The organism is Vibrio sp. 1978, from assembly GCF_033344345.1.
Genome location: NZ_JAWPOP010000003.1, coordinates 153303 through 174840 on the forward strand (window position 1 = coordinate 153303; position 21538 = coordinate 174840).

Genomic DNA, 21538 nt, shown 5'->3' on the forward strand with positions numbered 1-21538 from the left:
TAAAGGTCACTTGGGTATAAAAGTCAGGTATTATAGCGTTCCTCGTTCGAATAGTTGAGCAATTTCACATATTTTCATGTACACACTTCGTCCTTATCAAGCCGACTCGGTTAAAGCCGTTATTCATTACTTTCGTAAACACTCGACACCAGCAGTGATCGTGCTGCCAACCGGTGCAGGAAAAAGCTTGGTGATCGCAGAACTTGCTCGCCTTGCGAAAGGACGAGTGTTAGTCCTCGCCCACGTAAAAGAACTGGTCGAGCAAAACCACGCAAAGTATGAAGGTTATGGTTTAAAAGGTTCCATCTTCTCAGCAGGATTGGGACGAAAAGAAACTGACCAGCAAGTCGTGTTTGCTTCGGTTCAATCGGTCGTACGTAACTTAGATTCGTTCAAAAACCAGTTTTCTCTGCTCGTTATTGATGAGTGCCATCGTGTGCCAGATGACAAAAACAGCAGCTACCAAAAAGTTATTACTCACTTACGAGAACTGAACCCTGGCATTAAGGTGCTAGGACTAACTGCAACGCCCTATCGTTTAGGAATGGGCTGGATTTATCAGTATCACACCCGAGGTCAAGTGCGAACCGAAGAGCCTCGATTCTTCCGCGATTGTATTTTCGAACTGCCGATCCGTTACTTGCTCGACGAAAACTTCCTCACTCCAGCCCGCATGATGGATGCGCCCGTTTTGTCTTACGACTTCTCTCAGCTGAAGCCCGCTAACACCGGACGCTACAAAGAAGCAGAAATGGACATGGTGATCGATAAAGCCAAACGTGCGACTCCACAAATTGTTGAGCAAATCATGCAATATGCGAAAGAGCGTCAAGGTGTCATGATCTTCGCTGCAACTGTTCGACACGCACAGGAGATACACAGTTTATTGCCAGAAGGCGAAACTGAAATCGTCATTGGTGATACACCTACGCCGGAGCGCGATGCGATCATCCAAGCGTTCAAGAATCGTCAAATAAAATACTTAGTCAATGTTTCGGTACTGACAACCGGGTTTGATGCGCCGCATGTCGATTTAATCGCGATTTTGCGACCAACAGAGTCAGTCAGTCTGTACCAACAGATAGTAGGACGAGGATTACGCTTATCAGACGGAAAATCAGAATGTTTAGTGCTTGATTACGCAGGCAACAGCTACGATTTATACCAACCTGAAGTCGGTGATCCCAAACCAGACTCTGACAGTGAAATTATCACGATTCCTTGCCCGGCTTGCGGATTCAATAACAACTTCTGGGGTAAGTTGGATAGTAACGGTTTCTTGGTTGAACATTTTGGCAGACGTTGCCAAGGTTACTTTGAAGATGAAGACACAGGCGAACGTGAACACTGTGGCTACCGTTTTCGTGCCAAATACTGCGGTGAATGTGGTGCAGACAACGATATCGCTGCACGAATTTGTCATGAGTGTGATGCGACGCTCGTAGACCCAGATAAAAAGCTAAAAGAAGCCCTTAATCTCAAAGATGCATTAATCTTTGAATGCACAGAAATGGACCTATCTGTATTTAAGTCCAGTGATGGTAAATCTCAGCTAAAGGTGACGTATTCTGGTGAACCATACCAAGGCGAAGGCAATGCGTTAGTTCATGAGTTTTGGTCATTGAGTACCAAAAAACAAAAACAAACGTTTAAAGATCAGTTCGTACGCCCCCACTTAGCAGACAAGCATCGCCCTTTTGAAGAGGCTTCACCGACACGCGTTGTCGCTAATCAACATCGTTTCCGTTTGCCTCAGTTTGTTATTGCTAGAAAATCTGGTCGCTTTTGGAAGCTGCGAGATAAAATTTTTGAAGATGAGTTGAAATAACATCCACAACACATGGCAAAACTTAATTAGCTGATTCACTCTCTGTTCATCTATATCCGATATACTGCGGCTAACGCTCCAGAAAAGGTTTGACTATGTATAAAGCAACGACTTCTCTACATTCTGCGTTACTTTTCGGCCTTATTGCGACATTCATGTGTGCACCAAGTTTTGCCAAGCATGACAACGAGTACACATCACAAAATGGCCACGCCATCGTGCAAGATGTCGAAAAGCCAGGAACACGCATCGAATTCGATGAAGATCAAGATGAGGTCTATCGCGCGGTTCAACAAGGATATATACGACCATTTTCGGAACTTTACGCCGCAGTAGAAAACGACCTATACGGCCGAATCATCAAGGTCGAGCTTGAAGAAGATGATGATGCTTGGGTGTATGAATTGAAAATTCTGTACAACAACAGCGTCCTGAAAGTTGAGTACGACGCCGCCACGCTAGAAATGCTTGAGATCAAAGGTCGCAGCTTTAACAAAGCGTTAAAGCCGCAAAACAACTAAACTTGTCTAATGCGTCATCCAGACACGATGCGTAGCTTACTTCGATAAAAATCCAAACATAATAAGAATCATCAATATGAAAATACTTGTTGTTGAAGATGATCCTCGTTTAGGCGAGCAAATCATCGAAACATTAGAAAGTACCGGCTGGGTACCAGAATTGTCCCAAGATGGCATAGACGCTCTGTATCGCGCGACTTCGGAAGAATGGGACGCCATTGTTCTTGACCTCGGCTTGCCAAAACTGGATGGTCTTACCGTCCTAAAAGGCATCAGAGATGAAAACATTAATACTCCTGTCGTGATTCTAAGCGCTCGCGACACCCTAACGCAGCGAGTTGAAGGCTTAAACGCAGGTGCAGACGATTACCTAACTAAACCATTTGAAATGGTTGAGCTTATCGCTCGTATTCGTGCACAGCTTCGAAGAGCCTCTGGTAATGCCTCTCCTGTGATGCAAATTGGCGACTTGAGCTTGGATACACGCACTTCTAAAGTCATGTGGCAAGGTCAAGCGATAAGCTTGACGGCGCTAGAGTATAAAGTGGTCGCTTACTTTATGCATAACCCGGAAAAAGTGATTTCTCGAACCGAACTCGTCGAGCACATTTACAAACAAGACTTTGATCGTGACTCCAACACAATCGAAGTTTTTATCGGCCGAATTCGCAAAAAAATCGCACCAAAGATCATCAAAACTGTCCGAGGGTTGGGATACCAATTAAATGCCGAATAGAAACAGGCTACCGTTGAACGCAATAAAACGACTGAGTATCAAAAGTCGCCTCGTTTTAGCGGCGATCGTTTGGTTAACGGCAATGATCCTCGCCGCTGGTGTGACGATACCGACGCAGGTCTACAACTATATGGTTGATGACACTCGCTCACAGCTCAGCATTTTTATGGATGAAGTCGCAGCACAGTTAGAAGTCGATAACACCGGGCATCTTTCACTCGCAGCTCAGCTATCAGACCCTCGATTTAACCGACCTTACAGTGGTTTGTATTGGAGTGCCTCTACAGAGGCAAGCCTCGAACGTTCTCGTTCGTTGTGGGACAAAAAAATCGAATACAAAGGTTTGGATAAAGATGCGTATGGAGCAAGAGGCGAAAAACTAATTACGCTAGAAAAAGCACTGTATCTTCCTGATTACGATGGTCCTATTCACATTATTATTGGTATTGACGAAGAGCCCATTAAAAATACCCTTCAAACGTTAATCGGCCAACTTTGGCTTATTTTGGGTTTATTATTCGCGGGCGTACTTACCGTCATTTTACTGCAAATTGCTTGGTCATTGAGTCCGCTTACAAAGCTACAAAAAGAATTAGCCGAGCTGAAGTCTGGTAATAAAAAGAGTCTAGAAGAAACCTACCCAAAAGAGATTTCTCCTCTAATCTTCGACCTCAACGCTCTGCTGTTCCATTACCAAGAATTACTAGAGAGAGCTCGCAATCATGCAGGTAACCTATCTCATGCACTTAAAACGCCACTTTCTGTTCTAAAAAATGAAGTTCAGACGTTAGAACCTGAGGCACAATCCCGTCTCCGAGCTCCAATCAATCAAATACAAGACCATATCGATTACCATTTGGGTCGTGCCCGTATGGCCGGATCGATGAACATATTATCAGTGAAGTCGAACCCAGCAGATCGTGTGGATGCTATCTCAATGGCGTTTGATAAAGTGTATGCGAGCCGAAGCATTACCTTAATTAATGAACTTGATTCAGAGCTGAATGTAGCAGTAGAGCAGACCGATCTCGATGAAATGCTAGGTAACTTGCTAGAAAATGGCTATAAGTGGGCCAACAGCATGATTCGTGTGCACTCCTCTCAGGATAAGGAAAATATACACATCATTATTGAAGATGATGGGCCAGGCATCCCTAAAGAGAAACTGAGTCAAGTAATCAAGAGAGGAGTTAGATTGGATGAAACAACCCCTGGCTCAGGTCTTGGTCTAAACATAGTCAGTGAAATGGCACACAGTTACCGAGGTCAATTAACATTGGATACAAGCGCTTTAGGTGGATTAAAAGCATCTTTAGTCTTACATCTCAGCCGAACATAAAGCATATAACACATAAACTTTGTTTTTCGGACCATGATCAGTAAACCGATGAAAATGAAGTCGATGTGAACAAAATCCAAGCAAAGCGTTAAAAGGGATAGCCTTCCACCCCGCTAAATCATACCTTTTGTTGATTTGGATACGATTTGGGTTGCCCATTTATAAGTGGAATGATAGTATCCGCGCTCGCTTGAACAGTTCCTGTTTCAAGCTTTACCACGAACAACAAGGTCGCATTGTTGATTGTGAACATTTGATTTTTACTAATTTGAGAGTAAATACTATGAAATTCGAAGCAGTAGTACGTACTGAACTAGGTAAAGGTGCGAGCCGCCGCCTACGTCACGCTGGCAAATTCCCTGCAGTTGTATACGGCGGTGAAGAAGCAGCAGTAGCTATCGTTCTTAACCACGACGACATCGTAAACCAAATGGACAAGCCTGAATTCTACGAAGGCATCGTTCTAGTTATCGATGGCAAAGAAGTTAAAGTTAAGCCACAAGACGTTCAACGTCACGCGTTCAAGCCAAAAGTTGAACACATGGACTTCATCCGTATCTAATTCCCTACCAAGGAATTAATCGGATTAAATCCAAACCTTTTGCATAAAAGATAATCGGACTTACCAACCGAGACATCTAAAAAATTTCAAAACCCCGGAGTCTTACCACCTCCGGGGTTTTACTATATTTGGCATATAGCATTTGATTTATGAGCGGGCAATATACTTCACTAAAGTGAGATCGGTCAGCGTCATACTCTCAATCACTTCCGACTCTTCCTCTCCAGTACGCACAAAACCACACTTCTTGTAAAAGTTAAGCCCCTGTTGATTAGTATCCAGTGCTTTCAAACTGATCTGCATAACTGACGTAGAGAGCAAACGTGTCTCTAACTCATCTAACAGTGCACTTCCTGCTCCTTGCCCATAATGTAGCGGCGTAACGTAGCAACATGTCACTAATGCCGTTTTATCTTCGCTGGTGTGGTTAGGTAACTCGTAACTTAAAAAGCCAACAATTTCTCCTTGCCTCTCAACTACGATCAATTGGGCCAGTTGCTCCGTCATCACTCGTGCCCACATCCTTTCTCGACGCTCAATCGTAAACTGCTCTATGTAGCTCTTTGGCATTAATCCTTTATACGCCACCTGCCAAGAATCAACGTGTATCTTGGCGATTTGGGCTGCTTCCTTTTTGAGTGCGTCCCTTACTGTGTATCTCATAAGCATCCTTTATTAGCGTTCACCACTTACAAATTCTTTTAACCCTACCCTTTAAACCAAAGCTCAAAGATAACGGCTACAGTCGCAACGCTTTACATTAATCCATTTCATTTTCATTAATTAAATGATAGTTCACATCATAATATTCGAAGAAGAACGATCCATTATTTACTTTTCATTTTGACTCATTAGGTTGAATCTATTTGTTTAAACACTCGAGTGTCAAATGCGGAATAAGCACGATAAGGTATCGGATGAGGATAAATAAACGATGCTTAAAGCATAACGTTTCTAAACGATCGCAATTATAGTAAAGAGATAAATACAATTTTTGATAGAGTTTGGCAGAATAAAGCCATGATCAAATGAGTTTAAGCTCTGTGCTGTTCATTATGCATACAAACCGCCACCCCTCATCATCAGAGCGAAAATTTATAACGATTTGTGTCATACCTATTAGGAAAAACATAAACTTGGCAAAATAATCACCAAAATCAGCGTAATACTTCGTAAAAATGCGCATTGATTCACACAAACAACACACATTCAATTAACTACCTCACAAAAAATAGAGCTAGCGATATAAAATAAATACTAAATACCAATTCTGTTTATTTATAGACGTAGTTTGCAGGCTTATTAATTCATTTCTCCGATAGAAGTATAAATAAGAGATAGATCACTAAAGTTTCACATTAATTCCGTATATTTCACGCCGTAACAATAACAAAATCACAAAGAAAGGATCCCTTATGAAGTTTTCCAAATCTCTTTTGGTAGTGGCAGTGGGCGCTGCGCTAGCAGGATGCGGCTCAGACAGCGACAATTCTCCAGTAACCTGCGAGACTGCAGATTCTTGTACTAAGTTCACCGTTCTCCACACTAACGATAACCATGGTCGCTTTTGGCATAACAGCGACGGCGAATACGGCATGGCTGCACGTCACACTTTAATCGAATCTATCCGCGCAGAAGTCGAAGCAAAAGGCGGTGAAACCATTCTGCTATCTGGCGGTGATATTAATACCGGTGTACCAGAATCAGACATGCAAGATGCGGTTCCAGACTTCGTAGGGATGAACCTACTTGGTTACGATGCAATGGCTGTCGGTAACCACGAATTTGATAACTCACTAGATATTCTCGATATGCAAGCCGAGCTAGCTGACTTCCCTATGCTGGCTGCGAATATCTATAAAAAAGATACAAACGAGCGTTACTTCGACCCTTACAAAGTATTTACTATCAACGGCCTTAAGATCGCTGTTATTGGTCTAACAACGCAAGACACTGCGAAGCTAGTCAATCCAGACAACGTATCAAACATCCACTTCGAAGACCCTCAAGTAGAAATCAAAAAGGTACTGAAGGAAATCGAAGAGAACGAAAAGGTAGACCTAGTATTTGCAACGACGCACATGGGTCACTACGAAGATGGTAAAAACGGTAGTGAAGCACCAGGTGACGTGAAACTCGCTCGCTCTCTTGAAGAAGGACAGCTAAACGCTATCATCGGTGGTCACTCACAAAACCCTGTATGTATGGAACCAGGTACCAATGAGTATGCTGATTTCAAACCTGGGGATGATTGTGCCCCAGACCAACAAAAAGGCACTTGGATTATGCAAGCGCATGAGTGGGGTAAATATGTGGGTCGTGCAGACTTCGAATACTACGACGGCAAGCTTCACTTAGCGAATTACGCACTGATTCCTGTAAACCTTCTAGACGAAAACGATGAAGTTATCGGTGAACGAATTCAACAAGATGCAACGGTAAAAGCGTTACTACTGCCATACCAACAACAAGGTCAAGAGTTATTAGATGAGAAGATTTCTAATACGACGGGTAAGTTAGAAGGTGATCGTAACGTAGTTCGCTCTCAACAAACTAACCTAGGTCACCTACTCGGCGAGGCATACCGTACTTACAAAACGGTAAATGCTGACTTTGGTGTGATGAACTCTGGCGGCGTGCGTGATTCAATCCAAGATGGTGATATCACTTACCGTGACGTACTAACGGTTCAGCCATTTGGTAACTTCGTGACTAAAGCAACTATGACAGGTAAAGAAGTTAAAGAATACTTAGATGTGGTTGCGACGAAATCTGCAGGCTCTGGTGCTTACGCTCAACTAGATAACATCACTTTAGATGTAAATTGTGATGCTGGCTCAGTAACCATTACCGATATTAACAATAAAGGCTTCGATCTAGACGCAACGTACACATTCTCTGTAATCAGCTTCAGTGCTGCTGGTGGCGATAACTATCCAATCATCGATGTTCAATCTACACAGCTAACCGATGCATATGTTTTGCGCGAGTTCTTCGTAAACAACCAACAAATCTCTGCGGATAACTACAACAAGAACTTAGAGAACATCAAGTACTTCAGTAATGGCCAACCAGTAAAAGGCTGTCCTGCATCTGGTAGCTAATACTCAACACCTTACCCCTGGCACTAAGAGCTTTTACAAGCAATTTCGTCAGGGCTTTCCTCAAAACCGAAGCTTTGTGCTTCGGTTTTTTATTTTCGATAAATTACTGAAAACTCGCCACCTTCACAATATGTTCAAAAATTGTTCATTTGTGTTATTGACGCCCCTGTGTTGGGCTTCTATGTTTGATAAGGTCTTTTAAATATGCAGGTTCATCGGCTAAATTTCGCGAAACATTTTTAATCGCACAGTCAATGATTCTGAGAAAGATGTGAATGGCGTTACAAACACTGCTCTCAAACAATTTGTCTTTGGACTTCAAACGATGGTGATGTGCCTCCACGCGCACACTAATGAGCAGCGATCTGGACGTCAATGTGTTCAAACTGCTGCCATCGAGTTCTGGAGGTCAAAAATGAAACGAGCCAGCAATAGCTACAGACTCCAAATGATCAAAGAAGTAGTTACCCGTAGAGAGCGTGAAGCTTGTACGGATCCTATGGCGAGATACATTCATCAACTCATGGATGAACGCCCAACAAGTAAATTAGATGTTGAATTCAATCATCGATTTTCAGGAAATCACTTCGACGAACAAGCGGGAGGCTGGGTTAGCGACCGTTGGTCGATGAAATAACGCCAATTACCGCTTTATAGGGAAAATGGATAAGAGATTCCCGGTTCTTAAAGGACACCTTGCAGGACCGGGAATATGTCAAAGCCTAAGCAGAACCGAAAGCGAAGGCGTAACACCACAGACTGAACAAGAGTTCTAGAATAAGTCTTGTTGAGGCGATGACTCATCTTGAAGCTGTTCTGGCTTCGTCTTCCCCGCCAACATCTTTCTTCTGTACCTTTGACGACACAACTTAATAACGTGCAACTGCTGAGCGGGGGTTAAGTTAAGCCAATTAAACCTTTCCTCTCTCTTTCTCATACATCCCTTGCAATACCCTTTTTCATCGGAGGTACATACTCCAACACAAGGGCTTGGGACAGTAAAAAACTCCAGTTGCTCCATACTAAAACCGCTCTTTCCATATTAGGGCGTATTGGCCTAGTTTAAATAATGAGAAGATTAGTCAGCAACAAAATCTGCTATATACTTCGTTATGTCAAAAACATACGAAACCATAACCTTATGCTGACAAAAACAGTGTTTTATTACTTATACTTACCGCGTATATAAAAACGGAGTCTATAAAATGAAGCTTAGCCTAAAAACGTTAGTTACAGCAATCTCTCTCCCTGTTCTTATGACTGCTTGTGCTAGCAACGGTGATGATGTGAAAGAAATAACGGCTCAAGATTTGCAGCACCACAACTGGGAACTTGTTCAAGTTGATGGCAAAAATATCGTTCTAGACGAACACCAAAAAGCTGCTCGCCTAGAAATCGGTGAAAATCTAACCGCAAACGGCAACGCAGGTTGTAACAACTTCTTCGGTCAAGCCGAGCTGAAAAACAACCAACTACGCATCGAAAAAATGGGCATGACCATGAAGATGTGTATGGAAGATCAAATGAAGATCGAAAACGCAATGACACAAACACTATCTAACTGGAGCGATATCACGCTAACTAAAGATGGTCTTGTTCTGAAAAGTGCCGATCACGAATTGACGTTTACACTACGTGACTGGGTAAACTAATCCCAACTAAGTAAACCAAATAGTATTTTGAAAGCAGCCAGACGGCTGCTTTTTTATATCGATGAATCGTTAGTCATGCATGCTAAAGTCATTTAAATGGCCAACTTTCTTTCTCTTTTCGCCCTCAATTCCATGCTTTAGACATCAATTTTGCTCTGTAAAACAACCTATTCATATCTCTGGGGACAATAATTTTCAATTACTTGAAAGAATATCCTCAAACAAACGGTCCGCTCCTAAATGACACCAAATTTGTCCTTTCTTCGTTTTGCTTCACATTGAGAGTAATTCTTTGAATCAATAAGTGATTCCGTTTGGGATTGGCATTGATAATAGAGAGAGATGAATTACTATCCTTGTAACAGAGCGGAACGACTTGCGAAAACATCAATAGAAACGAAAGCAAGCACCAAAAGACATAACACGGAATAGATATGAAAAAGCTACTCAGCAGCATTGGCATTTTAGCCACGACTTTTGCGACACCTTCTTTTGCCGATTCATCAGTGAATAGCGAATGGCAAAAAATCGAACAGCAAGCCGACGGGCAATCCGTCTACTTTCATGCTTGGGGCGGGAGCCAAGAAATTAATCGCTACATACAGTGGGCGAGTAGAGAGCTAAAATCACGTTATAACGTGACGCTAAACCACGTTAAAGTAACTGATATTTCTGAGACCACTACTCGACTTATCGCAGAAAAAGCGGCAGGCAAAAACAGCGGTGGTAGTGTTGATATGGTTTGGATCAATGGCGAAAACTTCAAATCAATGAAGGATAACCAATTGCTATTTGGTCCTTTTGTCGAAGGTTTGCCAAGCTGGCAATATGTGGATAAATCTCTACCAATTGATGTGGACTTCTCCGAGCCAACAGAAGGTCTAGAAGCACCTTGGGGAGTAGGACAATTAGTGTTTATCCATGACGAGCAAACCCTCCATAACCCTCCAAAATCATTCTCAGAAATGCTGAGCTATGCAAAAGCGTTCCCGAATCGCCTGACTTACCCTCGACCACCAGAGTTTCATGGCACAAGCTTTATCAAAGCATTACTCATTGAACTGTCTAACAACGCCCCTGAGCTGCAACAACCAGTTACCGATGACACGTTTGAACAAGTCACTCAACCGCTGTGGTCTTATCTAGATGAGTTCCATAAAGTCGCTTGGCGCGGTGGTAAGCAGTTTCCAGGCGGTACAGCAGAAACCCTTCAGCTACTAGATGATGGTCAGACTGACCTGGCGATTACCTTTAACCCGAACGCGGTTTTCTCTGCGCAGTCGAGCGGTAATCTTGCAGAGAGCACCAAAGCGTACGCAATGGACGCAGGAGCACTCTCAAATATCCACTTTTTAGCGATTCCTTGGAACGCAAATGCCAGTGCTGGTGCACAAGTTGCGATAAACTTTTTATTGAGCCCTGAAGCACAGTCTCGCAAAGGTAACCTAAACATCTGGGGCGACCCTTCGGTACTAAGCAACCAATACCTAACTGGTTCGGCCAAAAACACTCAACAATTCAAATCTATCGCTGAGCCACATCCAAGTTGGCAAGCGGCGTTGGAAAAAGAATGGTTGAAACGCTACGGGAATTAGTAAGAATCCATGTTAAGAGCGCTGTATTTAGTCATTATCGCAGTTTGTATTTTGCCTACCATTCCGGGACTACTTGGAGTGGTGGTCTCTGCGCTCGGTTATGTACCTCCTATCGGTCTACACCACTTTTCTTTTGATGGCTTCAATGCCGTCTTTGATTGGGAAGGTGTTTGGACATCCATCGGGCTTACTTTCTACTCCGCCATTTTCAGTAGCTACTTGGCTTGCTTCATCGCATTTGCAATTCTACAAGCCTCTTGGGGCAGTAAGTTTTGGCGAAAAATTGAAGTTAGCCTTTCCCCACTTCTCGCGATGCCGCACGTCGCGTTTGCAATTGGCTTTGCGTTCTTGTTTGCCCCAACTGGTATGGGCGTTCGTGTTCTCAACCAACTGTTTGGTTACGACCCGAATGCACAAACGGTGAATGACTTAGCATTGCTGATTAAGGACCCACATGCACTCGGTTTGGTCATCATGCTTGCGATTAAAGAAGTGCCGTTTTTATTGTTGATGAGTATTCCGATCCTTCAGCAATTGAAAGTCGATAAGGTTGAAAAAGTCAGTCACTCGATGGGCTACAGTTCCGCGCAAGCGTGGTGGAAATGCGTATTTCCGCAATGGTTAGCAAAACTTCGTTTCCCAATGCTGGCGGTATTGGCTTACAGTTTGTCCGTTGTCGATGTCGCCCTGATTATTGGCCCTACCAACCCACCCACGTTTGCGGTTTTGGTATGGCAATGGTTTAACGATCCAGATTTATCGCTCCTACCAAGAGCGGCCGCTGGCGCAGTAATACTGTTTGCGTTCGCAAGCCTTTTGATTGGATTTGCACGCTTAATGGAATGGTGTATTACCAAAGGGTTCAAACGCTGGCAGTACTCTGGTCGAAACGGGTTTCGTTTACCCGGTAAAACCCTATTTTCACTGGTCGCGCTACTTGCACTTCTAATGATTCCACTCATGGTGCTGTGGAGCTTTGCCCAACGTTGGCGCTTTCCAGATTTGCTCCCAAGCCGTTACAGCCTGCGTTTTTGGGAATACGAATGGCACAGTATTCTAGGGACTCTAGAACAAAGTATGTCAATCGCCCTAATCAGCGCGACTGTCGCGCTAGTTCTTGCTTTAATAGCACATGAGTATCGTCTCCGTTATCGCTGGCAGGTGCCCGGTTACATCATCGCCATCCCAATGCTGATTCCTCAGCTATCCGTGCTATTCGGTATGCAAGTAGTGACGCTGTACTTAAACAGTAATGCGTATTTCTTTTGGGTATGTTGGGCGCATGTATTCTTTGCGTTCCCATTTATTTACCTCTCGCTAGACGGTCCGTGGCGCAGCTTCGATAACGGCTTAACTCGCGTCGCACTCAGCTTGGGTAAATCACCGATGCAAGCTTGGTTAAAAGTGAAACTGCCAATCCTCCTGCCTGCAATTGCATTCGCGTGGGCTGTCGGTATTAGTGTCAGCCTGGCGCAATACCTACCAACATTGGTGCTAGGGGCTGGGCGCATTAGCACCATCACAACCGAAGCCGTTGCACTATCCAGTGGTTTTGACCGACGTGTCACCGCTATTTACGCCATTTGGCAAGCTCTGCTGCCATTCTTGTTCTTTTCTTTTGCGATACTGCTTAGCCACTTGCACAGGAAGTATCGCCGCTTGTCTATAAAAGGTTTACTACTGAATGAGTCTTTGTCTCGAAAACCTCGCCATCCGTAAAACCAATGGCGACGCGCTTTTTTCAGCGTTCAACATGACCGTAGAAAAAGGTGAAATCGTTACCCTGATGGGGCCTAGCGGTTGTGGTAAATCCACTTTGTTGGATGCCATTGCCGGGCACCTATCCGCCGAGTTCAACTACTCTGGATCCATTACGCTTGATAACGAAAAGTTGGATGCCCTCCCTGCCCATAAGCGTCAGGTCGGTATTCTATTCCAAGAAGATTTGCTCTTCCCTCATTTAACGGTGTGGGAGAACCTTGCCTTCGCGCTACCAAACTCAATCAAAGGTGAAGAGCGTAAAGCTCACGCTATGCAAGCACTGAAGAACATTTCATTGACCAAACTAGCAGAGTCCTTTCCTGACCAAATTTCGGGAGGGCAACGTGCCCGTATCTCATTGACTCGTATGCTGCTAGCAAAGCCGAAAGTTGCGCTACTTGATGAGCCCTATAGCAAGCTGGATAAAGACCTGCGCGTGCAATTTCGCAATTGGGTGCTCGAACAATTGCAGCAAGCGAACATCCCTACTTTGATGGTAACGCACGATGAAGACGATATTCCTGATGGCAGCCGCTGCCTAAACTGGCCGTGGGAGAAAAATCATGCTTGATAGCCTGAGTATAAAGCTCATCCGCAAACCGCTGGCACTCAGTGCGACATATCTCGATAAATGTGGTATCACTGCAAATCAGACGACAGTATTTGGTTTTGTGCTTGGCTGTTTTGCCCTGCCTGCTTTGATCGCCGAACAGTACTTGTTGGCGTTGCTGTTTATTTTGCTGAACAGAATCTGTGATGGGTTAGACGGTGCACTGGCAAGGATTCAAGGCATTACCGATGCGGGTGGTTTTCTTGATATCAGCTTAGATTTTTTGTTCTATTCGTTGATTCCTTTTGGCTTTGTGCTTGCCAACCCAGAGCACAATGCCGTTGCAGGCGCATTTTTGATTTTTTCCTTCATCGGCACTGGTAGTAGCTTTTTAGCTTTTGCCATCATGGCAGGAAAACAAGGCATCGATAATCCGGTATATAAAAACAAATCGCTTTACTACATGAGCGGCTTAACCGAAGGTACAGAAACCATTGGCTGTTTGGTTTTATTTTGTTTGCTACCGCAACACTTTGCCGTCATAGCATATATCTTTGGCGCGGCATGCTGGTTTACCACTTTTACACGTATTTATTCAGGGTTTCATACGCTTAACGATCATTAATACTGCTTAGACAATCGCGTTTCCTTAAGGGACAGGCCGCTAAGCCACTGTTTTATAAAGCACCAAAACGCAGGTTAAATTGGGGTATATACTCTTTGAATGAAGAAACCATTCGGAGGCTATATGAAAAAACAGATCAATTTAGGCATGTTGCTCACCATTACTTGTGCGCTCGTGCTTGGCGGCTGTAGCTCACCTAACCCGTACGGAGATGCATACGGCTCATCCGACACTCGCAAAGTTCAGCAGGTTTACTACGGCACAGTAGAAAAAGTAGAACCCGTAACCATTGATGCCTCTACCCAATCCAATGCCATTGGCACCATCGCTGGTGCTGCCGTGGGCGGGATCTTAGGCTCAAAAGTTGGGGGCGGTTCTGGCTCGGATATCGCTGCCATTGGTGGTGGTCTATTGGGTGGCTATGCAGGCAGCAAAGCGGCTGAAGCAACCGCGAAAAGAAATGGCGTGAATCTGACCATTCGTTTAGAGGACGGAAAGATTATCTCTATTGTTCAAGAAGCAAATCCAAACATGATTTTCCAACCAGGCCAAGCGGTCCAAATCAATGTTTCTGGTAATGACGCCAGAGTCGTTCCTCGTTAATTCGGACGAACCAAACCTTTGGCCTGCTTTAATTTAAACACCTAACCCGCGCAAGCTTACATCACTGGCTTGTTAACTTGCGCGTTTCTTTTCGTATCAAACTTGATCGTCGTCAATGGAACATCAATCTCCCATACCTTTCGATGTTCAAATGACATCAAGTTGCTAGCATGAGCCCATTCCAGATAACTTTGGGCTTGTTATGACACCGACTGTTGACCACGTACTCCTTAATATCGCGCTAAACCTCAGCTCTAATCGCTCTCATGAGCAGCAATATCAAAACCTCATTGATGGGGTCGCGCAAGTATTCCCATGTGATGCGAGCTGCCTGTTTATCTTCGATGAGGATGGGTTTCTAACTCCTGTCGCGGTAAAAGGCTTATCCAGCTCGGTCTTAGGTCGTCGCTATTTCCCCAAAGCGCACCCTCGCTTAGATGCCATTATTCATAGCCGTGAACCGGTGCGTTTCGATGCCGATTGTTCACTGCCGGATCCTTTCGACGGCACACTATTAACTGAAGACCAATGCATTGATGTTCACGATTGCATGGGCTTTAGCTTGTATGTCGAAGGCCAACTTGTTGGCGCACTAACGATGGATGCACTAACGGTGGGCGCGTTTGATGGCATCGATCCTGTCGCTATCGAAACCTTTGCGGCTTTGACCGCTGCGACATTGCGTAACATTGCTCAGTTAAAAGCGCTCAAAGCGCAAAACCAGAAGCAAAAAAGCGTCACTCAAACCCTTATCCAGCAAGCCCGTTCTCAACATGGCGAAATGGTGGGTTTGAGTCCACAGGTCAACCAGTTACGAAACAACATTGCGACTGTTGCTCAATCAGATTACGCAGTACTTATCACAGGAGAGACCGGTACTGGTAAAGAACTGGTCGCGCACTCGGTACACGCGCAATCTCATCGTAGCGATAAGCCGATGATTTACGTCAACTGTGCGGCCCTGCCTGAAGGTCTGGCTGAGAGTGAACTGTTTGGCCATGTCAAAGGCGCATTTACAGGTGCTAATAGCCACCGTGCCGGTAAGTTTGAACTGGCAGACGGTGGAACGATTTTCCTTGATGAAGTGGGCGAACTGCCTATGATTTTGCAAGCAAAATTGCTGCGCGTAATTCAGCAAGGCGAGCTGCAACGTGTGGGTAGCGATCAGCATTTGATGGTCAATGTGCGCATCATCGCCGCGACCAATCGACAATTAGAAAAAGAGGTCGAAGCTGGCACGTTTCGAGCAGACCTTTTCCACCGTTTAAACGTATTCCCAATCCAAGTCCCCCCACTTCGTGCCCGTGACGGTGATATTCCCGTTTTAGCCGGATATCTGTTAGAAAAGGTACGCCAACAATTTAATGCGTCCAATCTTCACGTTCACCCTAAAGTGTTGACTCAACTGGAGTCTTTACCTTGGTACGGAAACGTACGCGAGCTCGAACACACTTTAACTCGCGCGGCTTTACACGCCATTCAACAAGGTGCAAGCACGATCATGCTTAACCATTTTGACACCTCATTGGCTCTCGGTGATGTAAAAAACACATCGCATTATTTACCCAAAGAAAGCCAACCAATGCGAGAACTGATAGAAAGCTATCAACGTGATTTAATTGAACATGCTTTAAGCCAAACTGGTGGCGTTTGGGCAAAAGCAGCGGAGTTTTTGCAAATGGATCGCGGGAACTTATATCGGATGGGTAAAAAGCTCGGGATCAATAAATAACCAACCACAAGAAGCCGATGTAATTAAGACATCACCCCCGTTGTCTTAATTACATCAATCATTCACCTAAAAACAATAAAATCCTATATAAATCAACAAAATAAAAATTGGCACACATTCTGCTCTCTAGCGGTCAACATCACGACTATTAAAACAATCACTGGAGAACCCAATATGTTCTGTATTCAATGTGAACAGACAATTCAAACCCCTGCTGTTAAAGGTTGTTCTTTTGCACAAGGTATGTGTGGTAAAACTTCTGAAGTATCTGACCTGCAAGACGTGTTGGTTTACACACTGCAAGGGGTTTCTTTTTGGGCATCAAAAGCACTTGAATTCAACATCATTAACGATGAAATCAACCAATGGGCACCAAAAGCATTTTTCTCTACATTGACGAACGTAAACTTTGACCCTGAACGTGTCCTAGAGCTAACTTCTCAAGCAGCAACGTACAAAGCATTGCTAAAAGAGCAAGTGATATCGGCAGCAACGCTTGCTGATACCGAAGTTGCAGACATCCCTGTTGTTGCTCACTTTGAGCTACCAAATAGCGCAGAAGCGATCTTAGCTTTTGCTCCTCAAGTTGCCGTTAACCGTGGTAAAGACCAAGTACATGAAGATGTGATTGGCCTGCGTCTACTTTGCCTATACGGCCTTAAAGGTGCAGCCGCGTACATGGAGCACGCACGTGTTCTTGAGCAAACCAACAACGATATCTATGCCGAATACCATGAAATCATGGCGTGGTTGGGCACAGACCCTGAAGATCTCGGCGAACTACTTGATTGCTCAATGCGCATCGGCCTGATGAACTACAAAGTGATGGAAATGCTCGACCAAGGTGAAACAATGACCTTCGGCCATCCAGAACCAACCACGGTGAACGTCAAGCCAGTAAAAGGTAAATGTATTCTTGTTTCTGGCCATGATTTGCATGACCTAGAAAAAATCCTGCAACAGACCGAAGGCAAAGGCATTAACGTTTACACCAATGGTGAAATGCTGCCTGCACACGGCTACCCTGAGCTGAAGAAATACTCTCACCTTGTCGGTAACTACGGCAGCGCATGGCAAAACCAGCAGAAAGAATTCGCCAACTTCCCTGGTGCAATCGTAATGACGTCAAACTGCTTGTTGAATCCAAATGTGGGTCAATACGCAGACCGTTTATTCACTCGTAGTATTGTTGGCTGGCCTGGTGTGGCTCACATCGAAGGCGATGATTTTAGCCAAGTGATTGAATGTGCTCTAGCGCAAGACGGTTTCCAACACGATGAAATCGAACACCACATCACGGTTGGTTTTGGTCGCAATGCACTGATGAACGCCGCCCCTGCGGTTATCGACCAAGTGAAGCAAGGCAACATCAAACACTTCTTCCTAGTCGGCGGTTGTGATGGTGATAAAGCGGAACGCAGCTACTACACCGATTTTACGGCTGAAGCGCCAGAAAACACGCTAATCCTGACCTTGGCGTGTGGTAAGTTCCGCTTCAACAAGAATACGTTCGGAGATATCAACGGCATCCCTCGCCTATTGGATGTGGGCCAATGTAACGATGCTTACTCTGCAATCCAGCTTGCACTTGCACTGGCGAAAGAGTTTGACTGTGACATCAATGAACTGCCACTCACGCTTGTGCTTTCTTGGTTCGAGCAAAAAGCGATCGTTATCTTGCTAACGCTATTTGCATTGGGCGTGAAAGGCATTTACACAGGCCCTACTGCACCAGCATTCCTAACGCCAAACCTAATCGCCATCATCCAAGAGAAGTTCGATATGCGCAGTATTGGCAATGTTCAGGATGATCTAAAAGCCATCCTAGCAGCCTAATAAACCTGCTTGTTACGCGCCTCCTTACGCGGAGGCGCTATCTATTTCGAACCAAAAATAGCCACAACCAAAGAGATCGTTATGTTTTTTGAATGGCAAGGTAACCAACCCGTCACACTCCGTTGCATCGACAAATACTTCGAAACACACGACACCGTCAGCATCAAATTGGCCGAACTAACCGAATCACTTCTGTTTCAGTTTAAGCCTGGCCAGTTTATTAACTTGGGCGTCGAAATTGATGGAAAAATGGAGTTTCGTTCCTATTCAATCAGCTCGATCAATGAAGACGATCACCTTCAACTCACCATCAAACGAGTATCTGGCGGTAAAGTATCGAACTACATCGTTGACTCGCTGCTGCTCGGTGATACTGTTCAAGCATTACCACCAGCAGGCGAATTTAACTGCATCGACCATCCACCCGTGTTACGTGATGGCGAAACAAAAGCCTTGCTTATCAGTGCAGGTTGCGGCGTCACGCCCGTATTTTCGATGGCAAAACACTGGCTGAGTAATCAAGATGAAAACGAAAACGATGTGGACATCGCATTTCTTCATATCGCACGCAGCCCAGAAGAGACGATTTACTACGATCAGCTAGAAACGTTAGACGCCGTATATCCCAACTTCCATTTAAAGCTGTTGCTGAAAAACCGTGAAGGAACGTCACACCCACAAGGTCGTTTGAATGCCGACTGGATTAAAGAGCTTGTTCCTGATTTCAAGCAACGCACCGTTTACCTGTGTGGTCCAAGCCAGTTTATGCAAGATGTTCACGGCTATTTGAATGATCTTGGTTTTGACATGACGAACTTCTACCAAGAGAGTTTTACGCCAGCGACTGGCGCAGAATCATCGGTCTCCGATGAGACGGTTAACGTTTTTGTTCCTGATTTTGCTCAAAGCATCGATGCGCAAAAAGGTCAGGTACTGGCCGATGTGCTCGAAGGCGCAGGTTTACCATTAATCGTCGCTTGTCGAAGCGGAATTTGTGGCTCGTGCAAATGCAAGGTTCGTAAAGGCAACGTTTCTTCCACTAGCCTAGAAACATTGACGCCAGAAGAAATTGAACAAGGCTATGTGCTCGCCTGCTCATCAATCATCGAAGCGGATCTTGAAGTGCAGATCGGTTAATGCTGCTGGTATCGATCTTTTATTGTTTCCCGTCATTCCGACGAGCCTAGGCGAGGTCAGGAATCTAATATCAGCGTGTTAGGAATAACTCACTCTGATAATAGACTCTGAATCACACTCGCGTCTCGCTATTCAGATTAACGGGGTATCGTGGAAATGCCAGCCGTACTCAAACGGCTGGTATTATAGATAGGCACAACTTTCGTTTCGTCGTCATTGCTTCTCGCTAAACAGCAACACTTTCAATGCTGCTTCGCTGTCTACGTCCATAAACTCTGGTGGGTTATCCAGACGCTCACGGAATGTCAACTCTGGCGCTTCTTCTTTCATGCTTTCAATCAAGAAGTCGCTTGTCACAGATGGTAAGTTCACACATGCCATCACTTGACCGCCTTCTGCCAACAAATCCGGCAATCGACGTAGAATCTTTTTGTAGTCTTTAGTCAGCGCAAAGCTGCCTTTCTGGAATGAAGGCGGATCGATAATGATCAAGTCATACTGACCAGATTTCTTAATCTTACCCCACGATTTAAAGATATCGTGCCCCATAAAGCTTACCTGGTTGATGTTATGACCATTTAGCTTGTGGTTCTCACGACCTTTAGACAGCGACGCTTTTGCCATGTCGACGTTAACCACTTTATCTGCGCCACCCGCAATGGCAGCGACAGAAAAGCCACAGGTGTAAGCAAACAAGTTAAGCACGTTTTTATGCTTCGCATTTTCCCGTACCCAATCGCGACCGTAGCGCATGTCCAAAAACAGACCGAAGTTTTGATTGCGGCCAATATCCAATTGGTATTTCAAACCGCTTTCTTCAACGACAGGGCGAGCGTCTAATTCACCGACAAGCACTTCTGAAGGCGCACCATCGGCATAACGGTGCTGAAGAACCATAGTGCGACCTTGCTTGTCTGCCCACAGTGGTGATTGTGCCAACGCATTGAGGCCGCTTTTCAGCTCAGCGAGAAACGCGTCGTCGACTTCTTTAAACAAGTTGATAATCAACTGACCTTGTAACCAATCACAGGTGATTTGCTCTAGGCCCTCAAAACGACGGCCACGACCATGAAACAGTCGACGAATTTCGTTAGGAGCTTGCGCGAGCTCGGTTTCTAGATGCTGAAAGAACAGCGGAAGTTGTGATGCTTGCATCGAGTTCTCTTATTAGTTTTCTTTGTGACGGTTATTTGATCGTAGGCCAGTTCAGTTCCCAAGGGGAAAGCCAAGTATCCAAACCCTGGGAGACGGTTTCACTGCGCCATTTGCAACCTAGCACTTGGTATTCTCGTGGGTCGCAAACAAAGCGATATTGCTCATCTCGGTATTGGAAGCAAAGTGAAAATGCATGCAGATAACCGCGATCAGCCTCATTGCCTGCATTGTAAATCGGGTCGCCAACAATACCTGAGCCAACCGATTTTAATGCCACGCGGATTTGATGCGTTTTACCAGTGTGTGGCTTACATAAAAATAGGCGCTCTCCGGGCTCTGCCGTAAGAGAGAAAAACTGGGTGACGGCTGGGTTATTTTTGCTGTTGACCAGCTTCCATGATGAACGGCGCGAACGCTCCATATCACCAACGACCAAACCTTGTTTCTTTTTCGGCTTTTTAGAGCCAATCGCTAGGTAGAACTTTTCTACTTGGCGGTCAGCAAAAGCTTGCGATAACGTACTGGCCGCTTTGGCGTTGCGTCCGAGGAGCAGAATACCCGATGTCATTTTATCCAAGCGATGGATAAGATAGAGCTGCTCATCACCACTCTGCTTAGCCACTTCTTGCAGCAGCATTGTGTCGCCATCGTCTTTATGAACAGAGACGTAGGGATGCTTATTGATGATCAGAAAATCGGGATGGGTATGTAGAATATCGAACATAAAAAACTGGCTCCACGTTTGGAGCCAGCAGTATACATAAGTTACCGGACAAAGCTATCGAGGCATGCCCCAAGGTCT

Annotated in this window: 20 protein-coding genes; 16 read left to right on the forward strand and 4 right to left on the reverse strand. The window is 44.8% G+C overall.

Features of this window, described 5'->3' with window-relative positions; genetic code table 11:
• Window positions 1-76: 76 nt before the first annotated feature.
• The 5 genes from R8N49_RS04430 to rplY all read left to right on the forward strand — a co-directional run bounded on the left by R8N49_RS04430 (window position 77) and on the right by rplY (window position 4986).
• The gene (locus tag R8N49_RS04430; RefSeq protein ID WP_021707635.1) at window positions 77-1828 is read left to right on the forward strand and encodes a DEAD/DEAH box helicase; all 1752 of its coding nucleotides are present in this window, start codon (window positions 77-79) and stop codon (window positions 1826-1828) included.
• Between the two features lie 155 nt (window positions 1829-1983).
• On the forward strand, window positions 1984-2349 hold the full coding sequence (locus tag R8N49_RS04435) for a PepSY domain-containing protein (RefSeq protein WP_372036143.1): 366 nt from the start codon (window positions 1984-1986) through the stop codon (window positions 2347-2349).
• A gap of 76 nt (window positions 2350-2425) precedes the next feature.
• Window positions 2426-3085: a response regulator transcription factor gene (locus R8N49_RS04440; protein ID WP_238952273.1), complete on the forward strand. Its 660-nt coding sequence runs from the start codon at window positions 2426-2428 to the stop codon at window positions 3083-3085.
• Window positions 3075-4424, forward strand: coding sequence for an ATP-binding protein (locus R8N49_RS04445; protein WP_005378071.1), 1350 nt, complete (start codon window positions 3075-3077; stop codon window positions 4422-4424). The genes R8N49_RS04440 and R8N49_RS04445 overlap by 11 nt, the downstream gene beginning before the upstream one ends.
• A 283-nt stretch (window positions 4425-4707) precedes the next feature.
• Window positions 4708-4986: a 50S ribosomal protein L25 gene (gene rplY, locus R8N49_RS04450; RefSeq protein WP_005378066.1), complete on the forward strand. Its 279-nt coding sequence runs from the start codon at window positions 4708-4710 to the stop codon at window positions 4984-4986.
• Window positions 4987-5133: 147 nt separating this feature from the next.
• Here rplY and R8N49_RS04455 read toward each other — a convergent pair whose 3' ends face one another.
• Entirely contained in the window at window positions 5134-5649 is a 516-nt protein-coding gene (locus R8N49_RS04455) for a GNAT family N-acetyltransferase (protein ID WP_017634886.1), read from the reverse strand.
• 752 nt (window positions 5650-6401) lie between these two features.
• Here R8N49_RS04455 and ushA point away from each other — a divergent pair.
• Together ushA and R8N49_RS04465 are read left to right on the forward strand one after the other, a co-directional pair.
• Window positions 6402-8090 carry a bifunctional UDP-sugar hydrolase/5'-nucleotidase UshA gene (gene ushA / locus R8N49_RS04460; protein ID WP_258489344.1) on the forward strand — a complete coding sequence of 563 codons (1689 nt, stop codon included), beginning with the start codon at window positions 6402-6404 and terminating at the stop codon, window positions 8088-8090.
• 415 nt (window positions 8091-8505) lie between these two features.
• On the forward strand, window positions 8506-8727 hold the full coding sequence (locus R8N49_RS04465; protein ID WP_005386686.1) for a hypothetical protein: 222 nt from the start codon (window positions 8506-8508) through the stop codon (window positions 8725-8727).
• 135 nt (window positions 8728-8862) lie between these two features.
• On the opposite strand, the gene R8N49_RS04470 is transcribed toward R8N49_RS04465, so the two are convergent.
• Entirely contained in the window at window positions 8863-9111 is a 249-nt protein-coding gene (locus R8N49_RS04470; protein WP_005378062.1) for a DUF1289 domain-containing protein, read from the reverse strand.
• Window positions 9112-9295: 184 nt separating this feature from the next.
• Here R8N49_RS04470 and R8N49_RS04475 point away from each other — a divergent pair, with 184 nt between their 5' ends.
• The 9 genes from R8N49_RS04475 (at window position 9296) to R8N49_RS04515 (ending at window position 19581) form a co-directional block, all read left to right on the forward strand.
• Window positions 9296-9742, forward strand: coding sequence for an META domain-containing protein (locus R8N49_RS04475; protein WP_005378077.1), 447 nt, complete (start codon window positions 9296-9298; stop codon window positions 9740-9742).
• Between the two features lie 434 nt (window positions 9743-10176).
• Window positions 10177-11337 carry an ABC transporter substrate-binding protein gene (locus R8N49_RS04480; protein ID WP_005378079.1) on the forward strand — a complete coding sequence of 387 codons (1161 nt, stop codon included), beginning with the start codon at window positions 10177-10179 and terminating at the stop codon, window positions 11335-11337.
• Between the two features lie 9 nt (window positions 11338-11346).
• Window positions 11347-13056 carry an ABC transporter permease gene (locus R8N49_RS04485; protein WP_213986320.1) on the forward strand — a complete coding sequence of 570 codons (1710 nt, stop codon included), beginning with the start codon at window positions 11347-11349 and terminating at the stop codon, window positions 13054-13056.
• Window positions 13022-13669 carry an ATP-binding cassette domain-containing protein gene (locus R8N49_RS04490; RefSeq protein ID WP_017634892.1) on the forward strand — a complete coding sequence of 216 codons (648 nt, stop codon included), beginning with the start codon at window positions 13022-13024 and terminating at the stop codon, window positions 13667-13669. The genes R8N49_RS04485 and R8N49_RS04490 overlap by 35 nt, the downstream gene beginning before the upstream one ends.
• The gene (locus R8N49_RS04495) at window positions 13662-14273 is read left to right on the forward strand and encodes a CDP-alcohol phosphatidyltransferase family protein (protein ID WP_033905112.1); all 612 of its coding nucleotides are present in this window, start codon (window positions 13662-13664) and stop codon (window positions 14271-14273) included. The genes R8N49_RS04490 and R8N49_RS04495 overlap by 8 nt, the downstream gene beginning before the upstream one ends.
• Before the next feature lie 123 nt (window positions 14274-14396).
• Complete coding sequence (locus tag R8N49_RS04500) at window positions 14397-14876, forward strand: glycine zipper 2TM domain-containing protein (protein WP_005386695.1); 480 nt, start codon at window positions 14397-14399, stop codon at window positions 14874-14876.
• A gap of 202 nt (window positions 14877-15078) precedes the next feature.
• Window positions 15079-16608, forward strand: coding sequence for a nitric oxide reductase transcriptional regulator NorR (gene norR / locus R8N49_RS04505; protein WP_213986319.1), 1530 nt, complete (start codon window positions 15079-15081; stop codon window positions 16606-16608).
• A 174-nt stretch (window positions 16609-16782) separates the two neighbouring features.
• Window positions 16783-18444, forward strand: a complete 1662-nt coding sequence (gene hcp / locus R8N49_RS04510) for a hydroxylamine reductase (RefSeq protein ID WP_064353815.1) — start codon at window positions 16783-16785, stop codon at window positions 18442-18444.
• An 81-nt stretch (window positions 18445-18525) separates the two neighbouring features.
• On the forward strand, window positions 18526-19581 hold the full coding sequence (locus R8N49_RS04515) for a hybrid-cluster NAD(P)-dependent oxidoreductase (protein ID WP_064353814.1): 1056 nt from the start codon (window positions 18526-18528) through the stop codon (window positions 19579-19581).
• A 213-nt stretch (window positions 19582-19794) separates the two neighbouring features.
• On the opposite strand, the gene R8N49_RS04520 is transcribed toward R8N49_RS04515, so the two are convergent.
• Window positions 19795-20736, reverse strand: a complete 942-nt coding sequence (locus R8N49_RS04520) for a class I SAM-dependent methyltransferase (RefSeq protein WP_318189869.1) — start codon at window positions 20734-20736, stop codon at window positions 19795-19797.
• 31 nt (window positions 20737-20767) lie between these two features.
• Window positions 20768-21460 carry a TIGR01621 family pseudouridine synthase gene (locus R8N49_RS04525; RefSeq protein ID WP_047100752.1) on the reverse strand — a complete coding sequence of 231 codons (693 nt, stop codon included), beginning with the start codon at window positions 21458-21460 and terminating at the stop codon, window positions 20768-20770.
• Between the last annotated feature and the right edge of the window lie 78 nt (window positions 21461-21538).

Excerpts from the sequence above, each read along its gene's own strand:
- R8N49_RS04430 (WP_021707635.1), top strand. The coding sequence starts at position 77 with ATGTACACACTTCGTCCTTATCAAGCCGACTCGGTTAAAGCCGTTATT.
- R8N49_RS04495 (WP_033905112.1), top strand. The coding sequence starts at position 13,662 with ATGCTTGATAGCCTGAGTATAAAGCTCATCCGCAAACCGCTGGCACTC.
- R8N49_RS04475 (WP_005378077.1), top strand. The coding sequence starts at position 9,296 with ATGAAGCTTAGCCTAAAAACGTTAGTTACAGCAATCTCTCTCCCTGTT.
- R8N49_RS04480 (WP_005378079.1), top strand. The coding sequence starts at position 10,177 with ATGAAAAAGCTACTCAGCAGCATTGGCATTTTAGCCACGACTTTTGCG.
- R8N49_RS04455 (WP_017634886.1), bottom strand. The coding sequence starts at position 5,649 with ATGAGATACACAGTAAGGGACGCACTCAAAAAGGAAGCAGCCCAAATC.
- R8N49_RS04525 (WP_047100752.1), bottom strand. The coding sequence starts at position 21,460 with ATGTTCGATATTCTACATACCCATCCCGATTTTCTGATCATCAATAAG.
- R8N49_RS04465 (WP_005386686.1), top strand. The coding sequence starts at position 8,506 with ATGAAACGAGCCAGCAATAGCTACAGACTCCAAATGATCAAAGAAGTA.
- R8N49_RS04470 (WP_005378062.1), bottom strand. The coding sequence starts at position 9,111 with ATGGAGCAACTGGAGTTTTTTACTGTCCCAAGCCCTTGTGTTGGAGTA.
- ushA (WP_258489344.1), top strand. The coding sequence starts at position 6,402 with ATGAAGTTTTCCAAATCTCTTTTGGTAGTGGCAGTGGGCGCTGCGCTA.
- hcp (WP_064353815.1), top strand. The coding sequence starts at position 16,783 with ATGTTCTGTATTCAATGTGAACAGACAATTCAAACCCCTGCTGTTAAA.
- rplY (WP_005378066.1), top strand. The coding sequence starts at position 4,708 with ATGAAATTCGAAGCAGTAGTACGTACTGAACTAGGTAAAGGTGCGAGC.
- R8N49_RS04515 (WP_064353814.1), top strand. The coding sequence starts at position 18,526 with ATGTTTTTTGAATGGCAAGGTAACCAACCCGTCACACTCCGTTGCATC.
- R8N49_RS04520 (WP_318189869.1), bottom strand. The coding sequence starts at position 20,736 with ATGCAAGCATCACAACTTCCGCTGTTCTTTCAGCATCTAGAAACCGAG.
- norR (WP_213986319.1), top strand. The coding sequence starts at position 15,079 with ATGACACCGACTGTTGACCACGTACTCCTTAATATCGCGCTAAACCTC.
- R8N49_RS04435 (WP_372036143.1), top strand. The coding sequence starts at position 1,984 with ATGTGTGCACCAAGTTTTGCCAAGCATGACAACGAGTACACATCACAA.
- R8N49_RS04440 (WP_238952273.1), top strand. The coding sequence starts at position 2,426 with ATGAAAATACTTGTTGTTGAAGATGATCCTCGTTTAGGCGAGCAAATC.
- R8N49_RS04445 (WP_005378071.1), top strand. The coding sequence starts at position 3,075 with ATGCCGAATAGAAACAGGCTACCGTTGAACGCAATAAAACGACTGAGT.
- R8N49_RS04500 (WP_005386695.1), top strand. The coding sequence starts at position 14,397 with ATGAAAAAACAGATCAATTTAGGCATGTTGCTCACCATTACTTGTGCG.
- R8N49_RS04485 (WP_213986320.1), top strand. The coding sequence starts at position 11,347 with ATGTTAAGAGCGCTGTATTTAGTCATTATCGCAGTTTGTATTTTGCCT.
- R8N49_RS04490 (WP_017634892.1), top strand. The coding sequence starts at position 13,022 with ATGAGTCTTTGTCTCGAAAACCTCGCCATCCGTAAAACCAATGGCGAC.